Below are 20110 nucleotides of genomic sequence, written 5' to 3'. Positions count from 1 at the left end.
AGAAATTTTACCAGCCGATGTTGCTATAATGCCGCATCGGCTTTTTCTTGTGCGAATTCTTCGTGTTTGGTATTACAGATCTCAGTACCTTTATCATTGGTACCACCTTAATTGTGCTCTTGCCCGGCCCCAATTCCCTTTATGTCATGTCCATTGCCTCACGTTTTGGTATCAAGACAGGTTATTTAGGTGCTCTGGGAGTGTATACCGGTGACATGATTCTGATTTTATGTACTGCTTTGGGGGCTGCATCTTTATTGCATGCTTTTCCAATCCTGTTTATTACTTTGAAGATTATCGGCGCCATCTACCTGAGTTATCTGGGGATGAAGTTATTAATTGCCGCCTATAAAACCATTCGTCCAACAGAAAAAGTGACGATTCCGCAGATGAATGCGGCTGATGCTAAAGCTTCGTCTATTCAGCCATTTCGTACTGCATTGACCATCAGTATTTTAAATCCAAAAGCGATTCTGTTTTATCTGTCATTTTTTGTGCAATTTGTTGATCCTCGCTATCCTTATCCGGCATTGACTTTCATTCTATTGGCTTTGATCTTGCAATTGATTAGCATGACCTATCTGTCCATTCTGATTTTCTCAGGGGTAAAACTGGCCTCCTATTTCAACCAGCATTACAAACTGACAGCCAGTTGTGTGGCCATAGTTGGCATTTTATTCTGTGGTTTTGGGATGAAGCTAGCCAGCTCTACCTTATAAAAGCTTGAAACAGATATTGTCTAAATACGTGAAAAGCGTATGATTTAAACGCTTTTTAAAATTGTGTCATGGACGATGCCAAAACTATTACAAGATCTGTCTCTTACTGCGGTCATTGCCGGCCTGATTACCTGCCTGATTGGCATTAGTGTTTCTGCTGTACTGGTGATTGAAGCTGCACAAAGCTTAGGCGCCAATGCGGCACAAATCAGTTCCTGGTTATGGGCACTGGGAATCGGCATAGGTATCTCTGGTGTGTGGCTGTCCTGGAAATATCAGTATCCTGTTTCTACTGCCTGGTCAACGGCGGGACTAGCTTTGATCATTGCGTCTGCGGGTCATTACAGCCTCGGTGAAGCGATTGGTGCGTTTCTGATTTGTGGACTGTTGACTGCTGCGCTGGGATTCTTAGGAATTTTTGAGCGTATTTTTCATTTTATTCCACAAAGTTTAACCAGTGCCATGCTGGCTGGAGTATTGCTAAAATTTGGTATTTCAGTATTTGGTAGCCTGCAACAGTCCTGGAAATTTGTACTCAGTGTCCTGGCCATTTATCTGATCTCAAAAAAAATCAGCACACGCTATAGCATCGTGATTACCGTATTTACCGCAATTGCGCTCTGCCCTTTCTTTATCGATTTTACAATCCCGAGTTTAAACTGGAGTATGGCCCAGCCGGTCTGGATCCAACCTGAATTTAGTCTACAAGCTGTTCTAGGGCTGGCTTTACCACTGTTGGTGATCAATCTGGCTTCGCAATATCTACCCGGACTGGCAGTAATTAAAAGCTATGGCTATCCACCCAAGGTAAACGGTATTTTAGGCTGGACCGGTATAAGTCAGGCGATACTGGCACCTTTTGGCTGCTTTAGTGTCAATCTTGCTGCGATCAGTGCGGCAGTGAGTCTGGATACTCAAGCTCATCCCGACCCACAGAAACGCTATATTGCAGGCATGAGTTGTGGGCTGTTTTATATTTTGATGGGACTATTTGCAGCGACCTTGACCAGTGTCCTGATGGCATTTCCAGCAATCCTGATTACCATTCTGGCCGGAATTGCCTTATTCGGCACCATTGGGCATAACATCGCGCTGGCTTTTCAGCAAAGCCATGAACGTGAAGCGGCTCTGATGACCTTTTTATTCAGTGCATCCAATATTCAGTTTTTCGGGATTGGTTCAGCCTTTTGGGGCTTACTACTGGGATTAATGGTTTATTTTCTATTTAAGCTCAAGCCTCAAGTCACTTAAAATTGATGACTGATCATTAGAATAAAATGACAAATAAGGGCAGCGATCATGTCTGCCTTTTATGAATGTCCTGCGGTCTGGGAAAAAAGGTTGATGACGAGTGCACCGGAAATAATCAGTGCAATGCCAATAAGTGCAGGCACATCGAGCGTCTGCTTGAAAAGTACATAGCCCACAATGCAGTCAGAACAATTCCCACACCGGCCCAGATGGCATAAGCGATTCCCAATGGAATGACTTTAATCACTTGGGACAATAAATAAAATGCAATACAGAATAAAACCACGACTGCCAAAGACGGCCATAATTTGCTAAAGCCTTCAGATTTTACTAAAAATGTAGAGCCTGTGACTTCGGCGACAATCGCCAGTGCCAGTAACAGGTAGGCCCACGATACAGGATTCATTTTTCCATCTCCAAAATTTCAGTATTCATGCTTTGAATAACAAGCCAATTAAAATAGAAAATTAAACTTTAAATAATGCTTATTTTACAATGAATGCTGGTGCAGAAAATCAAGGGTGCGAATAAAGGTTTGCTGACTCTCTTTTTTGCCCATAAAAAACTGGTATTCATGAATCAGCCAGGCCTTAGATTCCGGATAAAATACCTCGGTCACTGCAATATTCCGGGCCTTGAGTGTCTCTACAAAAGGTAAGGATTGAGTATCGGTCAAAAAATCTTTATTACCGCCACTGATGAACACCGGCGGATAAGCATTTGAAATATGCTGGATCGGGGAAATCTGCTTTAAAAATTCGACATCATCTTTCTGGTCGCCCGTATAAGCCTGTACCAGATTATAAACGCCCCATTCGACCATTTTGATTTCATCCGGTGCTTTTTGCACAAAGGCCTGTAGATCGTAAATACCACAATGCAAAATCAAGCCTTTGAGCTGCATTGGCTGAATATTTGGACTGAAATTGGATTGTTGTGAAAACTCTGGATTGGTCAACAACGCGGCATAATGACTGGCCAGATTGGCACCGGCAGAATCTCCGGCTAAATACAGTTGTGCTGCATCAATGTGATAGTTCTCGGCATGCGTGTTGATAAATGCCAATGCCTGATTAATTTGCTGAAGTTGACTCGGATAAGTCACCTGCGGCGCAAACTGATATTGTACAGAAATCACGTTATAGCCTTGCGCCGCCAATAGCTTAAAATAGCCGCGGGCATGTGCCTTGGAACCTGAAATCCAGCCACCGCCATGAATCCAGACAATGGTCGGTCTCGGGCCTAGATTCTGAATATTTTGCGGTTGATACAGATCGAAGCTTAAATCTTGTAGCGGCTGGTACACAATATTGTTTTGTACCCGAACAGTTTTAGGGGCATAACGATCCATCACTTTTTGTTGTAGGCCCGTAGTCATATTGAAGGCACTGGCAATTAGCCTGCTATTTTGTACGGTATTCTGACAGCCCGCTAACATCATCGAGCTGACCAGCACAAGATTTACCGCGATATATCTCACAATTTCAATTTCCCTATATTGATAAAAATCAAGCGCAGGCAGTTTAACTGAAATGCTCAAAAACCAAAAACTTAATCCAGTTCGTTCTGGCAGCAGAGGTGAAAATCCCCAGTTTTTTGCTCGGATTTATTTGCCCATTTCTTTACAGTTTTATGTGAATAATAGTTGTAATTTAATGAGTTTTTTCATTTTTTTAGGTTTTGCAATTGCACCTGTAGAGTCACTGTGCTATCAATGAATCAGAAGCGAACAATAAACATTTGGAGTAAAAAAATCATGGCCTATCAGCATATTTTAGTTCCGGTAGACGGCTCAGAAATTTCTTTTTCCGCAGTACGACATGCTGCAAAAATTGCCAAAGCATTTGGTGGCCAGCTTTCCCTGATCAGCCTGATTGCAGAAGATCCTTTTACTGAAGCTGATTTCTATTACAGCTCATCTATCATGAAGGAATATTTTGTACAGGCGCATGCCAATGCCAAAAATGCCCTGAAAGAAGCCACTGCGATTGCAGCGACTGAAGGTATTGAAGCTCAGTCACGGATCGTCACGGGTCTGGTCAATGCCGAGCACATTGCCAAAACTGCTGATGAAGTAAAAGCAGACCTGATTGTTATGGGTTCTCATGGCCGTAAAGGCTTCCAGAAAATGATTCTGGGCAGCTTTGCACAGGATGTTTTAGGTGCCAGTGAAATTCCGGTTCTGATCGTGAAAAAATAATCAAAGCTTTGCGCATCTTCAAGGTGCGCATTACCCGGTTTTCTATATTTGATTTCAAACCAAACCGTACGTTATGGAGATTCACCCACCCAAATCCTATTTTCCTTACTGCAATAATAAATATCAGGAAGCACCATGAATAATTATGATCATCTTCTCGTAGCACTCGATGAGTCCTCGATTTCCTATGCTGCCGCAGAACATGCCCTCGAACTGGCCAAAGTATTTCATAGCCATGTCACCTTACTCAGTGTCATTGCGGTTGACCCTTTTAAGGGCGTAGATTTTTATAAAGTTGCTCCAGCAGTCACAGATTACTTTATGCATGCAGAACAAAATGCGCTTGATCGCTTAAATGACCTGAAACAGAGCTTTGTTCGTGAAGGCATACAGGTCACGACAAAAATCCTGCATGGTATGGCACCTTCAGAAGGAATCTTACAGGCTGCAAATGAATCACCGACTGATGTCATTATTATGGGTTCACATGGCCGTAAAGGTTTGCAAAAACTCATGCTGGGCAGTGTCGCTCAGAATGTTCTGGCACTTTCCTCTATTCCAGTACTCATCGTCAGACAATAGGATGCTTGATCAAAGCCTGTATGATACAGGCTTTTAGCGAAGTTTTTGATTTAATTCACTTAAGAAAATTTCAGCATCAAGCTGACTTTGAAATACTTTTTTGTATTCTCCGACCTGCTGAATGGAATGCGGCGTATATTGAATGGAGATTTCAAGTAAGCCATTTTCAGGATTCTTGCTGACATGTACGGCAATAATATGCTGGCTATTTAAATAAAAACCATCTTCAATTTTCACTAACATATCTTGGACAACCTCTAGTAAGCGAATCTGTAGATCCCTTTACCTAGCTTACAGCTTAATAAATAAATACTCTTTTCCGTATAATCATACTGTAACACCCTTTGGTACTTACCTAAGCCTTTAGAGAAATTCAACTGTATTTAAAGCCAGCGTTTGAAATAAACAGGAAATAAAAAACCGGATCAGGTCGATCCGGTTTTTTATGAATATTGATGTTATACGCTGAGCATACTATTGAGTGTCTCAGACACGTTTTTAGATTTAACCAGTGGTTTTAAGGTTTCAAGCTGTGCTTTCACTTCACTGCGTTGCGGTTCTGCCAAGGTATACCAGCGTGACAATACCTGTAGCAAACGTGAGCCTACAATCGGGTTTTTCTCGTCCAGATATTTCGCCAGACCAATAAAATGCTGTACGCCAAAGCTCCAGGTATTGACTGGGTTGGCATTCAAACCACCACTGACTGCACGAATACGGTTAGGCACCGCCAGATCATAATCTGGATGCTGGGTCAGATACGCAATGGTTTCGTCCGTTGCTTTTGGATGGGCTGCCTGAACCATAAACCATTGGTCTAAAGACAAGGCTTCATCTTCAAAGCGGCTGTAGAAATCGGCTAGAGCTTCTTGTGCTTGTGGTGCATCATTCCAGACCAAGACTTTCAGTGCACCCAAACGTTCAGACATATTCCCCGTGTGATATTGCTCATAGGCTAAATCAAAGGCAAATGCATCTCCCTGACGAGCCATCATCGTGAGCATGATATTTCTTAAAGCACGCACACCCATCGCTTGCGAGAATTCAGATTGCAGATCAGGATCCAGATTGAGATAAGTTTCTTTCGCTGTTTCACCAAAGGCACGTGCCAAAGTATGCAGCAAAGCCTCACGCTTTTCCTGAATCAGAACCGGATTATAGTCCTGATCAATACGGCTGCCCAAATAACCTTCAGACGGTACATCAAACAGACGTGATGCCAACAGCGGATCTTTTTCAATCACACCCGGCAAGGTATTCAACATCGCCGCGATATAAATATCCGCAGGCTGATCATCTAGCAAGATACGCTCTAATAACGTTTGAGTGGCTTGCCACTGGTTAAAACCATTGGTCTCATATTGCAGCAGGAAGGCCAATTCTTGTTCTGAATAGTCAAAGTCCAGATTGACTGGCGCAGAAAAATTACGCAACAAGGACACCACCGGTTTGCTGCTTATGCCGCTAAATTCAATCGTGGCTTGTTCCTGATCAAACAGATACACCCCATCTTTCACGCCATTTTCAAAGAGTGCTTCAGAGTTCAACTTTAACTGCTCACCGGTTTCGGCATCAAACAGCGCCAAAGCCACTGGAATAGGTACCGCTTTCAGATTCGGATATTTGGCATGGGTTTTCAGGCTTTGCTTCAAGCTAAGACGATAAGTTTGCATTTCAATATCATATTCGGCTTTTACTTCAAGTTTCGGTGTACCCGGCTGGTTATACCAGGTCAGGAAGTTGGATAGATCCACCCCTGAACCTGCGGTGAGCGCGGCCACCCAGTCTTCCACCGTTACCGCCTGACCATCATGACGGCGGAAATACTCATCGGTACCTTGGCGGAATTTTTCCTTGCCCAGCAAGGTCGCCATCATGCGGTTAATTTCCGCCCCTTTTTCATACACGGTTGCGGTATAGAAGTTGTTAATTTCGACAAAATGATCCGGGCGTGGTGGATGGGATAGCGGGCCAGAATCTTCCGGGAACTGATGTGCCTTCAGAACCGCCACATCATCAATACGCTGTACCGCAGCCGACTGTAAATCTTCCGAGAAAGACTGGTCACGGAACACGGTCAAGCCTTCTTTCAAGCAGAGCTGGAACCAGTCACGGCAGGTAATCCGGTTACCAGTCCAGTTATGAAAATATTCATGGGCAATCACCGACTGTACCCGCATGATCGCAGCATCAGTGGTAAATTCTTCATCGGCGAGCACACATGAGGTATTGAAGATATTCAGCCCTTTGTTTTCCATGGCACCCATATTAAATGCACTGGTCGCCACGATCATGTAGTTATCCAGATCATAAGGCAGACCATAATGCTCCTCATCCCAACGCATGGAATGTTTTAGCGCTTCCATGGCAATCTTGCATTTTGGAATATCTTTTTCTTCTGCATAGATTTCCAGTGCCACATTGCGGCCTTCTGACGTAACATAGGAATCTTTCATCACCGCCAGATCACCAATGACACAGGCAAAGAGATAACTTGGCTTTTTGGTCGGGTCCTGCCAGATGGCGTAATGACGGTTGGCATCAACTTCACCAGTTTCCAGCAGGTTACCATTGGCGAGTAAAACAGGATATTTCTTGTCTGCTTCGACACGTGTGGTAAAGACCGACAACACATCCGGACGGTCTGGATAGAAGGTAATTTTACGGAAACCTTCTGGCTCATTTTGGGTTACAAACAGATCTGAACTGGCCTGATACAGACCTTCCAGCATAGTATTGCTTTCCGGATGAATTTTCACCACGATTTCAAGCAATACCTGATCAGGTGCATTGGCAATCAGCAGTTGCTCAGCATCCAGGTTGTAATCACTGGCATTGAGTTGTTGACCATTTAACTGAATCGATTGCAGTTCCAGATCTCGTCCGAGCAAGACCAGATCACCGGCAGTTTGGCGCTGCATCTGCAGTTTGCTGCTGACCAGCGTATGATCCGCATAGACCTGAATATTCAGCTCGATAGAATCGACGATAAAGGAGGGTTTTTGGTAGTCTTTTAAATAAATGGTTTGATCCGCTTCGATCACCGGGTTTGCCGCAATATTCATGTCCTGTCCTAATCTTTATCTTATTCGACATTGTTCATGTCAAAATCATACGCCAAGTTTTAAACGCTGTCTGTGCATTTGTATTGTTCGCTCTAATATGGGCATTGTACGCACCACTTTCAATGCATTTTGCCTAATTGTGCAGCATTCGATTAAGCTTAAGAAATATCTATGCCAAATAAACAGCCAGAATCATAATTTCTTACATTATTATAAATATTTGATTTAAAGATATATATTGATATCCAAATTACACTTCACAAATACAGATTAAAAAATAAGCACACTTCTTGCTAGAGTTAAGCTGTATTTCCCCGCCCTTAAAATTAAAGAATAATGATAACCATGAGGTGAGCCATGTACTTAAAAAAACATATTGTACGAATGGAAAATATCAAAACCCTGCAAACACTGGATCAGGCCAATATTGACCATAAAGTCATTGCACTCTTGATGAGCTGTGAAGGTATTCCTCTTCAGGCACATGAAGTGACTGCCATTCTCAACAGCTACGATGCCCTCGGTACCAAGAAAGTTCCATCTAAAAAAGTTCAAGCCTTAATTCACGCCAAACATCGCGGACAACAAGACGAAACCTTACCATGCCCAGTCTAAAACCCGTCATTTCATGTTTTTAAGATCAGAGCTACTTCGGTAGCTCTTTTCATGTGCGCGTATATTTTTTGCTGACGTAAAATAGCATCAGTCAACTACATTTGCTTCGCATCAGCGGTGTATAATCAAATGCCCGTCCATTCTAAAGTTGCTCGCGCCCATGGTATTCAGTGTTCTGCAAAAACAGCTTGATGAAAGCACCCACTGCCCGCTATGTAAGGCATCGATGTATTGGATTGAGGCGGAACAGTATGATCAGGAGATGAGTTACCATGAATGCAGCCATTGCCAGCATCAGCTTCATCCGGATCAAAAAAATAATTGTTATTGCGCACAGTGTCTGGCCCAACGTAAACGCATGCTCAAGGAAGTCCGTTTACAGGAAAATCGTCTCTATCATAAAAAACAGGACCGGCCGGTTCCTGAGCTCAATCAGCTCAGTTTTATCAATAAACTGTTTCTACTTTCGATTTTAGATGAACAAGTACAGGAATATAGCCAGCACCGCGAATATATCGACTGGCATCAAATTCGCTATTTTTCCATCAGTCCGAACTATCTGTTTCAACATGGTCTGGTCAAAAATATGCTCAGAGAACAGATTTTAATTCCCAAAGATGTGCAACAGGAAAATCAGCACTATTATATTAATGTACGTCTGGATGGCTATTCTGAACCGAGCCTGTTCAGCATTACCCAGCAACTACGCAACTGGTTTTATCAGAACCTGAGTCAAGGTGTGCCCTTTAAAAGTGCAGATGAAGTCAAAGATGCCCTGTATTGTCTGCTATATGAGGAGATCATTCAGTTTGCGCAATTTTACTGTCGTAGCTGGAATGTGCAGATTGCCGGAAATCAGAGCTTTCAGACCTTTTGCTATCGCCTTTTAGATGTCTTGGCAGTGGGACAGATTTATTATCTGGTACAGACCGCACTGGAATATCTATATAAGCAAAAAGCGCTTAAACCACGCAATGAAAATTTTATTAATACCAATCTGCTGAAAAAAACCTTACAACAGTATCGGGAACGTTCTGTCACGGAAAAATGGGAAACCTCTACCCTGCCACGCCCGCCACAACTGGCCTTCAGCAAGATGAGTGAAATCCTGTTTTATCGCTTCCTGGGTTATGATGAGAATATTTTCTTTCAGCCGGTCTGGCGCTCATGGCATAAAATTGAACCGCGCCTGAAATTTTATTCGCAGAAACGTTGTATGCACTGCGGTTCACAGGAACTTTCGGTGGATTATGATGCCAGTGACTATGTCAGCCTGTTCTGCCGTAGCTGTAAGCATCAGGACCATTATTTTACCCGCTGAGCGAAGATACGACTTAGATTACTTTTTGACAGATGATCATTATGAATACTTCTACGCAAGCACTACAGCACACGCTTCTGGATCAAATCTGCGAGGCATGGTTAAAGTTACAGCAACATCAGCCATTGGTGCATATCATGACCAATGCCGTGGCCAGTAATTATGTAGCCAATGTGGTGCTGGCTGCCAATGCTTCCCCCGCCATGATCGATAATCCTTTTGAGGCCGAAAGCTTTGCCAAAATTGCAGCTGCGATCAATCTCAATCTGGGTACACCGACCACCGAACAAGTACAGGCCATGCACATTGCTGCGGAAACGGCACATCGTCTGAAAAAACCGTGGGTACTGGATCCGGTTGGTTATGGAACGGTACTGCATTGGCGCTCGAATACGGTAGATCAGTTACTCAATTCCCATCCGACAATTTTACGGGGCAATGCCTCTGAAATTGGTGCTTTGGCCGGCAAGCGGATCGAATCCAAAGGTGTGGACAGTACCATCAATAGTGCCGATGTTTATTTACAGGCACAAAGCTTATTGGCGCATTGTGACTGTGTCGCGATTTCCGGTGAATCTGATTACATCATTTCCAGAGATTATCCGGTAATACAGGTATCAGGCGGATCATATTTACAACCGCGAGTCACGGCCACCGGTTGTGCACTTGGTGCACTGATTGCAGCCTATAGTGCTGTAAGTTCTCCCGCAATCGCAGCACTCGCTGCACATGTGCATTTTGCAATTGCAGGTCAACGGGCTTTTGAACGTGCGCCACAGCTTGGCAGTTTTAATGTGGCTTTTTTGGATGAAGTCCATCAACTTAATACTGAAAGCATCCGACAATACGCCAACTTTCAAATTTTGCCGGGAGCAGTTTAGTTTGCTAACAGCTTTAAGGGATGTTTGCAGGTTTGCATAGACCTGACACCCCACTTTTAGCTGTACATCGCTCACATTTTCTACTAATTTCTGAAGAGATAGGTTGTTTCTGAATCCTACGCTGAAACTATTTTGAGCATAATCGGTGGTTAACTGAACAGGCTTCATATAACTTAATGTAATTTATCTACCGATTTCCGCCAAAGAGATCAAAATTTTGTTTGATCTGTTTTTGCATGATCCAACTGAAATCATATGAATTATAATTTAATTATCCAGCAGGATTTGAATGTTACTTTTAAGCTTTAATTAACAGGCTCTATTGATCAATATCCAGTATGTGATTCTGCTTATGCTGCATTACGAACCTGACTATTGGACTTAAAACTCTAGTGCAATATCAGGCCATTCAGCTCAATATCCAACTTGAGTGATAGTCTGCATCGAATGATAAAAAATCTGTCTGAACAATGACCTCACTTTGTTTTTAATAAGGACATTTGAGAAAAGATGCATTAAAAAAAGTCAGCTGCCACTAGAGCAACTGACCTTCAAGATTTGAACAAAGCAAGTGTTTAAAACAAGCGTTTAAGCCGCGTAATGAATACTAACTGATTTGATACGATTGCTTTCAATTTCAGTGACTTTGAACTGTACACCTTGATAATCCAATTCAGTACCGACTTCGACCACACTGTTGGTTTTATCCAGAATCAGACCCGCAACACTGATATAACCAGCATCTTCATCAATCAGATCAATCATGCCGAGTTCAAGCTCAAGCTGATACAGATCCAGCATACCTGAAGCGATCCAGTGGGAATCGTCAATTCTGACCAAATCAAGTTGTTCGTCTGCATCCGGGAACTCACCGGCAATGGCTTCAAATACATCTAGTGGTGAGATCAGACCCTGTACATTACCAAACTCGTCGCTCACCAAGACCAAAGAGCCTTTAGAGGTACGCAAAGTATTGATCGCATCAATAACTTTCATCTTTTCAAAGATATAAATTGGACGATGGCGTTTGATCAGGGCTTTTAACTCTTCCGGTTCTTCCAGCACATCCAGTAATTCCTTGGCACGTACGATGCTAATCACCTTATCCAGGCTGCCACGACATACCGGAAACAGGCTGTGGGGAACAGATAGAATTCTTTCACGGATCTGTTCCGGGCTATCCTCTAGATCGACCCATGAAATCTGACTGCGCGGTGTCATGATCGAAGCGACTGAACGCTCTGCAAGGGTCAATACCCCGCCAATCATGTAACGTTCTTCATCTGCAAAGGCTTCTTGAGCTTCATTTTTGTCAGTATCAGTGGTTTCCAGCTTGCCGCCCATTAACTTCAAAATGGAATCAGCCGTACGATGACGCAAAGGAATCTTAGATTCATGCTTTGCTGCATTACGCTGGCCGAACTGGTTGAACGCTTCGATCAAGATCGCGACACCAATACCTGAATAGATATAGCCTTTTGGAATATGGAAACCAAAACCTTCTGCAATCAGACTGATACCAATCAAAAGCAGGAAGCTTAGACACAGAATCACCACAGTTGGATGACGGTTTACAAAACTGGTCAATGGTTTCGATGCCAGTAGCATTACACCCATCGCAACAATCATTGCAGCCATCATGACGTAAATATTGTCGACCATACCAATTGCAGTAATCACTGAATCTAAAGAAAATACAGCATCTAAAACCACAATTTGGGCAACAACAGCAGTGAAACTTGCATAAACCACCTTAGTGGTCAATTTGACTTCAGGCTTACCTTCTATCTTTTCATGTAACTCTGTGACGGCTTTATACACCAAGAACAAGCCACCAAATAACAAGATCAAGTCCCGACCAGAGAAGGTCCAGTCAAACAGGGTGATCAGCGGCTGAGTCAAAGTGACCAGCCAAGCAATGGCAAACAACAGGCCCAGACGCATCAATAATGCGAGTGAAAGACCGATGACACGAGCTTTATCACGTTGTTCAGGAGGAAGTTTTTCAGCCAGAATGGCAATAAAGACTAGGTTATCAATACCTAAAACGATTTCAAGAATAATAAGAGTAATTAAACCTACCCAAATTCCGGGATCTAATAAAAATTCCATTAGAGAACTACCCCGTTCGAGTAAGCTAGAAATAGAGATGGAAGATCAACGCACGGCGAGGGATCCATTAAATTTAACCTATGTAACTTAAGACCATTCCATTATGCATAAACTGAGTATTTTGTAATGTATTAATTTATAAAAAAATTACATGATTATGATTTTCCTTAGACTTTTTTCATTAATCAGTGTGTATAAAACGCATTAAACTTAATTTTTTCTTCACAAATTATTTTACTTTAATTAAAAATATGCATAATTACCATTCATTAGCTCAACCACTTTTAAAGTGAACTAAAAATTCAGCCATCAAATATATACCGATTAAAAAAGCAATCAGTTAAAATAGGGCTTGAATTTTTTGATGGGGAAATTCCTCCGCATAACTGCATAGATCCATCAGCAAAATTGTCTGGTTGATTAAAATCAGAGTGATTGCATTTTGGCCGATAAGCGAATCATGCTGTCGAATGACAAACGATTGCGGAAAATGATTCCGCCTCAGAAATATACAATTAAGTATTAATTTTACACAAAATATTATTGCCTTTCATCCGATTTAAAATGGCCATTCTCTGTCCTGAATCAGCGCATATGCAGAACTGCTCGACTTCTGGGGCTATTAAGAAAAACTAAAAAGTGCAATCTCTTTAACATTTTTAAAATAAAGGTTGAAACATGCATAAACTTTTTCATAAAATGGACGGGCCCTAGAAAAATAAATACAAGGAACATTTCATGACTAAGAAATATGCAAAATTTTTACCGTGTACGGAAGAATTTAATTTAGAAAACTTTCCCTATTATTGGGTTACTCAGGTTCATGCTCAATATGTACTTAATGTCGATCACGCACTTAAAAAATATGGTGTCGACAATTCGCGCCGCCGTATCCTTCTTGCCTTAAAATCCAAACCGCGTGCGAGTGTATCCGACTTATCAGAGATGGTCGTATCTAAAATGTCGACCACCACTAAAATTGTTTATCGCTTAAAAGATGAAGGTCTGGTTGAGACTTATTCATGTGAAGATGATGCACGAATTACCCGGGTATTTTTGACCGAAAAAGGCATGCAAATGACACATAAGATCAATGATCTGACCAATATAGTACTAGAGCAGTCATTTGAAGGCTTGACGCCTTTGCAAATTGAAAAAACCATGGAAAGTTTACGTCATATTTTTAAAAACCTGGCTCGTTAAAAGTCCTACTTTTTATTTTTAAATAGACGCTGGCGAATTGGCATACTTTCAATAATAAATAATTCACCGGAGCTTTCTAAGAATCAAAAAAGTTCAGTTGTGGGCTGGCTTTTTTGATTTTTTCTTTGGGGACATGTGAACATTCAAACTCTTCTTCCGGAAAGCCGTGTACAAAACTCCGAATATCCGGATGACTCAGTGTCAGCCATTCTTGTAGTCGCTCATGCGGAATTACGATCACCGAACGTTTGATATTTCCAGGCTCATGAAATTCTTTCATCATCGGATGGTCAATGGCATCCATGGTGATCATGCTGGCAGATCGTACAATTTCCCCTTGTACTCGTGTAATCTCATATACTGCCGCAATAAAAGTCGCCTGACCATCTTGACGTCTTATACCCCAACGCTGTGGTTTATTGTCAAAATATTTGGACTCATAAAACTCGGCAACAGGAATGACCCCAAAATGACATTTGGCAGTGGCTTCAGTAAAGGTTGGCTTTTGCAATAAAGTTTCATTTCTGGCGTTATAGGTCTTGGTAGCTATACTTTTATCTTCTGCCCATTTTGGAATCAGGCCAAAATTTACCGACCGCCATTCCAGTCCTTGAGCTGAATGAAATAACAGCGGTGTAGCATAATTGGGATAGACCTCTTCCGGATATTCAAAGGGAATTTCGGGCAACCCCAGATTATGCAATTGTTCTAAGCTTAAAGGTTTAAAGTTGGCACACATGGCGGATTAATGTAAATCATTCGACCACTCGATTATAACCTGATGTCTGAGCCAAACCTGTAATATTGATATAGATTTGAGTATCATGAATTCGGTATGGTCAACCAGTGTGTCCGGGTAAACTCCTCAAAAATCCAGCGACCATTAAAACGTCCGAGTCCTGAGTTTTTCTCGCCGCCAAAGGGTGCATTCGACTGATCTGCAACACTGATCCCGTTAATATGGGTCATGCCAATATCCAGTTGTGCCGCAAAAGTGCTGCCGCGTTCGATATTTGATGTACAGACTGCACTGGACAAACCGAACTCTGTTGCATTGGCCAGATTTAAAGCATGGGCCTCATCACGTGCTTTTAAGATCGGTAAAATCGGACCGAAGCTTTCTTGTTGTGCTAAATCAGAATCGGCTGTGACGTTAATGAAAATATGCGGATAGACCAGATTTCCTTCAATTCCGCCCTCATATACCAGCTGTGCGCCCTGCTCGCTGCCTGTCTGAATGATCTGTTGATGCTTTTTGACCTGACTCCGATTAATGATCGGCCCGATGATGGTATCTTCCAGATTCGGATCGCCCACTGGAATCATTTTGACTCGATCCAGAAGCTTATCCACATAAGCATCATGAATAGATGCATCGATAACGACCCGATTGGTACTCATGCAAATTTGTCCCTGATGCATAAAACGCCCCATCAAGGTCAGTTCAACCGCCAGATCAAGGTCGGCATCATCCAGAATCACCAAGGGTGCATTGCCGCCCAGTTCCAGTGCCAAACGTTTGATTCTGGAACTGGCCAGAGCTTTACTGCCGACACTTTTCCCCACTTCGGTGGAGCCGGTAAATGAAATCATTTTTGGCACTGAATGCTCGACAAAATAATCCCCGATTTCACTGCCAGCACCGGCAACAATATTCAATGCACCTGGAGACAAACCGGCTTCTTCAAATAATTTCCCGATTAATGTACCGCCAGTCACCGGCGTATCACTGGCTGGTTTCAAGACAACCGTATTGCCACAGGCAATCGCTGTCGCCACTGAACGCAAGGACAGATGAAATGGAAAGTTCCATGGACTGATGACTGCAATCACGCCTAAAGGTTTACGCAAGACCAAACTTTTCCGTACTGGATCTTTGCTTTCGAGCTGTTCAGTTTTCAGCTGATCTGGAAATGCCAGACTTTCCTGAATAATCCCCAAGGCAGCATCCATCTCAAGGCCGGCTTTAATGCGCGTACTGCCTGATTCAATAATCAGCCAGTCAATGATTTCTGCACGGCGCTGCTGAATAATATTAATTAAATTTTGCAATACTGTTTTACGGACTTCAATGGAATTCAAAACACCCTGTTGAAAAGCCTGTTCTGCTGCCGTATACGCACTGTCTACATCGACAGAGCTGGCAGCTGCAAGACTCATAATTTCTGTTTGGGTAAAAGGATTGATATTTTTTATGATTTTGGTTGAAGTTCCATGTTGCCACTGACCATGAATAAACTGCTGGTCTAAGTCCTGATATACCGTCATCATTTTATTGTTCCTCGCAAGCTTTGCTCCACTTTAAGAGTTCAGCTGAAAAATTTCTAGTCAGAAAGACAGCCGCTTACCATTAGACAATAAAAAAGCCTCCGAAGAGACTTTTTTAAGTTAGACGGGATTAGTCACCTGTATAACCTTTTAACTTTAAACGTGCTGCATGTAAAAGTGGCTCGGTATAACCTGATGGCTGTTCACCACCTTTAAAGATCAGGTCAGACGCTGCCTGGAATGCAATATTGTTGGCAAAGTCTGCAGACATTGGCGTATACAACGGATCATTGGCATTTTGCTGATCTACAATTTTCGCCATACGCTGCATCACTTCTTCTACTTGCTCACGGCTTACCACACCATGACGCAACCAGTTCGCCACGTGTTGTGAAGAAATACGTAGAGTCGCACGGTCTTCCATTAAACCGACATCGTTGATGTCGAGTACTTTAGAACAACCTACACCTAAGTCTACCCAGCGAACCACATAACCCAAGATCCCCTGACAGTTATTTTCAAGTTCTTTGGTTTTCTCTTCTTCAGACCAGTTGGTGTCTGTTGCTAATGGTGGCGTTAACAAGTCATCTAGTGACAAGGCTTCAGTTGCCAATAACTCTTGCTGACGATCCGCAACATTAATCTGATGATAATGAATCGCGTGAATCACAGCACCTGTTGGTGATGGCACCCATGCACAGCTCGCACCTGCTTCCGGATGTTCAGTTTTGGTTTTATACATATCGAGCAACATGTCTGGTTTTGGCCACATGCCTTTACCGATTTGCGCTTTGCCACGTAAACCTGCTTGCAGACCGATCATCACGTTACGGTTTTCATAAGCCGGGAACCAGATCTGGCCTTTGACTTCGCCTTTACGTACGAATGGGCCTGCTTCCATAAAGGTATGGATTTCGTCACCGGTACGGTCCATGAAGCCTGTATTGATGAAAATAGTACGGTCTTTGGCTTGTGCAATACAGTTCTTCAGGTTTACAGAAGTACGGCGCTCTTCATCCATAATCCCGATTTTTAAAGTTTTTGCAGGCAAACCCAGTACCTGTTCCGCGCGTTCAAACAATTCAACGGCAAATGCCACTTCTTCAGGACCATGCATTTTTGGTTTAACGATATACATTGAACCTTGACGCGAGTTCTTGATGGTATTTTCACCTTTGATGTCGGCAAAAGACAACAATGGTGTAATCAAGGCATCCATGATACCCTCAAAAATCTCTGCACCATCGACTAAAATGGCAGGGTTTGTCATCAAATGACCGACATTACGCAGCAACATCAATGAACGACCATGAACCTTGGTTTCACCACCTTCCACATTTTTGAAAGTACGGTCTGCATTCAGTGTACGGGTAACTGTTTTACCATTCTTCTGAATGGACTCTTCTAAAGTGCCTTTCATCAGACCTAACCAGTTACGGTAGCCTTCCACTTTTTCTTCAGCATCAACCGCTGCAATCGAGTCTTCCAAATCCTGAATGGTGGTAACCGCAGCTTCAAGAACTACGTCTTTTACGCCAGCGGCATCAGTCTGGCCAATCGGGTTCGTTGCATCAATTTGCACAATAACGTGCAGACCGTTATTTTTAAATACGATTTCAGTCGGTGCTGACGCTTCGCCATTGAAGCCAACAAATTTAGCGCTATCCGCAACAGTCGTTGTAGAACCATCTTTTAATGTTACAACCAGTGCGTTGCCATCAACTGCATATTGAGTTGCGTCTGCGTGCGAACCTTGTGCCAATGGGAAAGTTTCGTCAAGGAAGTTTTTCGCAAATGCGACAACTTTCTCACCACGTTTCGGGTTATAGCCTTTACCTTTTTCCGCGCCATCTTCTTCAGAGATCACGTCGAAACCATAAAGTGCATCGTAGAGAGAACCCCAACGTGCGTTGGCTGCGTTGAGGCAGTAACGTGCATTACGTACCGGTACCACCAGCTGTGGGCCGGCCAATACGGCAATTTCTTCGTCTACATTTTCAGTGCTGATTTGAAAATCTTCTACTTCTGGTAACAAGTAGCCAATTTCAGTCAAGAAAGCTTTGTAAGCTTGTAATTCAAATGTGTTATTGCGGTGCCATTCATCGATTTTCGCTTGAATGGCATCACGCTTAGCCAAAAGTGCTTTATTTTTAGGGCTAAGATCAACAACGACTTGTTCAAAGTTTTTCCAGTAAGTTTCACTATCCAAACCAGAACCTGGTAGTGCTTCATTTTCGATAAAATCGTAAAGTTCTTTAGCAATCGCTAACTTGCCTTTTTGAATACGTGCAGTCATTGTCTTTCCTGATATTGCTACTTTTTATACAAGAGATTCTAGTATACCGATTAAAATCTAGCTGAATAGTATTATCAAATTGCTAAATACTGAGCATTTTTCATAATATGAGTACCCTCATAAACATATCAGACGTCGCTCAGCCGCATTGAGATATCATTCTGCTAAATACCCTAATGACAGTGTATAAAGTTTTCGAAATGTAGAAATTAGACTTAAGTTCAGATTTTCGAGTAAAAATTATGCATTCTAGTTATACACGATCATATTTAGATCAAGATTAAGCCATGTTTGGCCCTAGTTGTCGATCAATTACCTGCTTATTTTTATAAAAAAGCGCCAGTCAATGACCAGCGCTTTTATTCTGCTTCCTACTCACTCGAGATAGTTTTCTGAATCTGACGATGTTCAGAATTCAGATATTCATCCGACTGCATTTCCAGTAAACGTGAACGCGTCCGTTCAATTTCAAAGACCAGTTTTTCACCTTGGTAAATATCAATAATATTGTCTTCCGAGGTCAATAACAGTTTGACACCACGGTCATAGAACTCATCGACCAGATAAATAAAACGGCGCGTCCCATCATTGAGGAAATCGGTCAGGTGCGGCACATTACTGACTAAAACCGTATTATAAATATTGGCAATTTCAATAAAGTCAGCCGGGCTACGTGGTTTTAGACACAGCTCAGAAAACTCGCACCACAATACATCTTCGGTATGTGACACAGTTTCCACAATACGGTTATTGATGATAATCGGCTCTTCAGAGCAGGTTTGCGTCTGAGTCAAAGCGCTGAAACGTTGCGCAATCCAGTTTTTATGATCATGGGTTAATGGGAATTTGAATAACTGCGCCTGTTTTAATACGCGTAAACGGTAATCGACGCCGGCATCGACGTTTAACACCACACAGTTTTTCTTGACCAGTTCAATCGTCGGCAGGAAACGGTCACGATGAATCCCGTTTTTATACAAACCATCTGGGGCAATGTTCGAAGTTGCAACCAAAGTAATCCCGCGTTCAAATAGTTTCTGGAACAGATCACTCAGAATCATGGCATCGGTGACATTGGATACAAAGAACTCATCGAAACAGATAATCACCGCGTCTTTATAAATCTGATCCGCGACCAGATCCAGCGGATTACGCTGCCCAGAGAGCTTATTTAATTCACGATGCACATGCTGCATAAAGTGGTGAAAATGCATCCGGGTTTTACGGCGAAATGGAATCGAATCATAAAACTGATCCATTAACCAGGTTTTGCCACGACCCACACCACCCCACATATACACGCCATTGGGAGAAGTCTGACGGCGAAAACGGCGAAAGGCTTTTTTCGAGGCCTTAAAACGCTGAATCAATTCCAGCCAGACACGATTCAGTTCATGTACTGCCATTGCCTGTGCATCATCAGGCATAAACTGTCCCGAAGATATTGCTTGTGCATAACGTTCTGCAGGAGAAATCGGACTAAAGGCGGTGCTGTGCTGTGAATTAAAATCGGACATAGAGTTTCGTACTATTTGGGATCAATTTAATTATAGCGGAGTTTAATCAACACACTATAACACTTTGGCATAAACAGGCT

Annotated in this window: 16 protein-coding genes and 1 pseudogene; 8 read left to right on the top strand and 9 right to left on the bottom strand. The window is 42.5% G+C overall.

Annotated features, from left to right (window positions below; all coding sequences use genetic code 11):
- The first annotated feature begins 62 nt into the window (after positions 1–62).
- Both leuE and FTT75_RS03450 read left to right on the top strand, forming a co-directional pair.
- On the top strand, positions 63–719 hold the full coding sequence (gene leuE, locus FTT75_RS03455; protein WP_005097277.1) for a leucine efflux protein LeuE: 657 nt from the start codon (positions 63–65) through the stop codon (positions 717–719).
- A gap of 75 nt (positions 720–794) precedes the next feature.
- Positions 795–1970, top strand: a complete 1176-nt coding sequence (locus FTT75_RS03450; protein ID WP_074383234.1) for a benzoate/H(+) symporter BenE family transporter — start codon at positions 795–797, stop codon at positions 1968–1970.
- 59 nt (positions 1971–2029) lie between these two features.
- Here the strand turns inward: FTT75_RS03450 and FTT75_RS03445 are convergent.
- Positions 2030–2376 (bottom strand): annotated as a pseudogene (locus FTT75_RS03445) (SMR family transporter).
- An 84-nt stretch (positions 2377–2460) separates the two neighbouring features.
- A complete protein-coding gene (locus FTT75_RS03440; RefSeq protein ID WP_218949424.1) occupies positions 2461–3411 on the bottom strand; it encodes an alpha/beta hydrolase in 951 nt (316 codons plus the stop codon).
- Between the two features lie 315 nt (positions 3412–3726).
- On the opposite strand from FTT75_RS03440, the gene FTT75_RS03435 reads away from it, so the two are divergent.
- A complete protein-coding gene (locus FTT75_RS03435; RefSeq protein WP_005170452.1) occupies positions 3727–4170 on the top strand; it encodes a universal stress protein in 444 nt (147 codons plus the stop codon).
- 135 nt (positions 4171–4305) lie between these two features.
- Entirely contained in the window at positions 4306–4752 is a 447-nt protein-coding gene (locus tag FTT75_RS03430; RefSeq protein WP_005252208.1) for a universal stress protein, read from the top strand.
- 33 nt (positions 4753–4785) lie between these two features.
- Here the strand turns inward: FTT75_RS03430 and FTT75_RS03425 are convergent, their stop codons facing one another.
- Both FTT75_RS03425 and pepN read right to left on the bottom strand, forming a co-directional pair.
- Positions 4786–4995: a hypothetical protein gene (locus FTT75_RS03425; protein ID WP_004278836.1), complete on the bottom strand. Its 210-nt coding sequence runs from the start codon at positions 4993–4995 to the stop codon at positions 4786–4788.
- A gap of 215 nt (positions 4996–5210) precedes the next feature.
- Entirely contained in the window at positions 5211–7817 is a 2607-nt protein-coding gene (gene pepN / locus FTT75_RS03420; protein WP_180185912.1) for an aminopeptidase N, read from the bottom strand.
- Between the two features lie 357 nt (positions 7818–8174).
- Between pepN and FTT75_RS03415 the strand changes: the two genes are divergently transcribed.
- The 3 genes from FTT75_RS03415 (at position 8175) to thiM (ending at position 10634) form a co-directional block, all read left to right on the top strand.
- Complete coding sequence (locus tag FTT75_RS03415; RefSeq protein ID WP_005097289.1) at positions 8175–8432, top strand: hypothetical protein; 258 nt, start codon at positions 8175–8177, stop codon at positions 8430–8432.
- A gap of 160 nt (positions 8433–8592) precedes the next feature.
- Complete coding sequence (locus FTT75_RS03410; protein WP_005170446.1) at positions 8593–9753, top strand: hypothetical protein; 1161 nt, start codon at positions 8593–8595, stop codon at positions 9751–9753.
- Between the two features lie 32 nt (positions 9754–9785).
- Positions 9786–10634, top strand: a complete 849-nt coding sequence (gene thiM / locus FTT75_RS03405; protein WP_179999379.1) for a hydroxyethylthiazole kinase — start codon at positions 9786–9788, stop codon at positions 10632–10634.
- A 588-nt stretch (positions 10635–11222) separates the two neighbouring features.
- Here thiM and FTT75_RS03400 read toward each other — a convergent pair.
- The gene (locus tag FTT75_RS03400; RefSeq protein ID WP_005097293.1) at positions 11223–12746 is read right to left on the bottom strand and encodes a TerC family protein; all 1524 of its coding nucleotides are present in this window, start codon (positions 12744–12746) and stop codon (positions 11223–11225) included.
- 738 nt (positions 12747–13484) lie between these two features.
- Between FTT75_RS03400 and FTT75_RS03395 the strand changes: the two genes are divergently transcribed.
- On the top strand, positions 13485–13949 hold the full coding sequence (locus FTT75_RS03395) for a MarR family winged helix-turn-helix transcriptional regulator (RefSeq protein ID WP_074383241.1): 465 nt from the start codon (positions 13485–13487) through the stop codon (positions 13947–13949).
- 76 nt (positions 13950–14025) lie between these two features.
- Here the strand turns inward: FTT75_RS03395 and FTT75_RS03390 are convergent, their stop codons facing one another.
- The 4 genes from FTT75_RS03390 to zapE all read right to left on the bottom strand — a co-directional run bounded on the left by FTT75_RS03390 (position 14026) and on the right by zapE (position 20030).
- Positions 14026–14688 (bottom strand): SOS response-associated peptidase family protein, encoded by a 663-nt coding sequence (locus tag FTT75_RS03390; RefSeq protein ID WP_100357939.1) that lies wholly within the window; start codon positions 14686–14688, stop codon positions 14026–14028.
- 83 nt (positions 14689–14771) lie between these two features.
- The gene (locus FTT75_RS03385; protein ID WP_180185911.1) at positions 14772–16220 is read right to left on the bottom strand and encodes an aldehyde dehydrogenase family protein; all 1449 of its coding nucleotides are present in this window, start codon (positions 16218–16220) and stop codon (positions 14772–14774) included.
- Positions 16221–16347: 127 nt separating this feature from the next.
- Complete coding sequence (locus FTT75_RS03380) at positions 16348–18513, bottom strand: malate synthase G (RefSeq protein WP_180185910.1); 2166 nt, start codon at positions 18511–18513, stop codon at positions 16348–16350.
- Between the two features lie 371 nt (positions 18514–18884).
- The gene (zapE, locus tag FTT75_RS03375) at positions 18885–20030 is read right to left on the bottom strand and encodes a cell division protein ZapE (protein ID WP_005097301.1); all 1146 of its coding nucleotides are present in this window, start codon (positions 20028–20030) and stop codon (positions 18885–18887) included.
- Between the last annotated feature and the right edge of the window lie 80 nt (positions 20031–20110).

Origin of the sequence: Acinetobacter sp. YH01008 (assembly GCF_013420435.1) — a bacterium.
Classification (GTDB): Bacteria; Pseudomonadota; Gammaproteobacteria; order Pseudomonadales; family Moraxellaceae; genus Acinetobacter; species Acinetobacter pseudolwoffii.
Note: the sequence above shows the minus strand (reverse complement) of the source record. Positions and strands in the feature narration are given on the sequence as shown.

Coding starts and splice junctions, on each gene's coding strand:
- FTT75_RS03450 (WP_074383234.1), top strand. CDS start 795: ATGCCAAAACTATTACAAGATCTGTCTCTTACTGCGGTCATTGCCGGC.
- FTT75_RS03440 (WP_218949424.1), bottom strand. CDS start 3,411: ATGATGTTAGCGGGCTGTCAGAATACCGTACAAAATAGCAGGCTAATT.
- FTT75_RS03435 (WP_005170452.1), top strand. CDS start 3,727: ATGGCCTATCAGCATATTTTAGTTCCGGTAGACGGCTCAGAAATTTCT.
- FTT75_RS03430 (WP_005252208.1), top strand. CDS start 4,306: ATGAATAATTATGATCATCTTCTCGTAGCACTCGATGAGTCCTCGATT.
- FTT75_RS03425 (WP_004278836.1), bottom strand. CDS start 4,995: ATGTTAGTGAAAATTGAAGATGGTTTTTATTTAAATAGCCAGCATATT.
- pepN (WP_180185912.1), bottom strand. CDS start 7,817: ATGAATATTGCGGCAAACCCGGTGATCGAAGCGGATCAAACCATTTAT.
- FTT75_RS03415 (WP_005097289.1), top strand. CDS start 8,175: ATGTACTTAAAAAAACATATTGTACGAATGGAAAATATCAAAACCCTG.
- FTT75_RS03410 (WP_005170446.1), top strand. CDS start 8,593: ATGGTATTCAGTGTTCTGCAAAAACAGCTTGATGAAAGCACCCACTGC.
- thiM (WP_179999379.1), top strand. CDS start 9,786: ATGATCATTATGAATACTTCTACGCAAGCACTACAGCACACGCTTCTG.
- FTT75_RS03400 (WP_005097293.1), bottom strand. CDS start 12,746: ATGGAATTTTTATTAGATCCCGGAATTTGGGTAGGTTTAATTACTCTT.
- FTT75_RS03395 (WP_074383241.1), top strand. CDS start 13,485: ATGACTAAGAAATATGCAAAATTTTTACCGTGTACGGAAGAATTTAAT.
- FTT75_RS03390 (WP_100357939.1), bottom strand. CDS start 14,688: ATGTGTGCCAACTTTAAACCTTTAAGCTTAGAACAATTGCATAATCTG.
- FTT75_RS03385 (WP_180185911.1), bottom strand. CDS start 16,220: ATGATGACGGTATATCAGGACTTAGACCAGCAGTTTATTCATGGTCAG.
- FTT75_RS03380 (WP_180185910.1), bottom strand. CDS start 18,513: ATGACTGCACGTATTCAAAAAGGCAAGTTAGCGATTGCTAAAGAACTT.
- zapE (WP_005097301.1), bottom strand. CDS start 20,030: ATGTCCGATTTTAATTCACAGCACAGCACCGCCTTTAGTCCGATTTCT.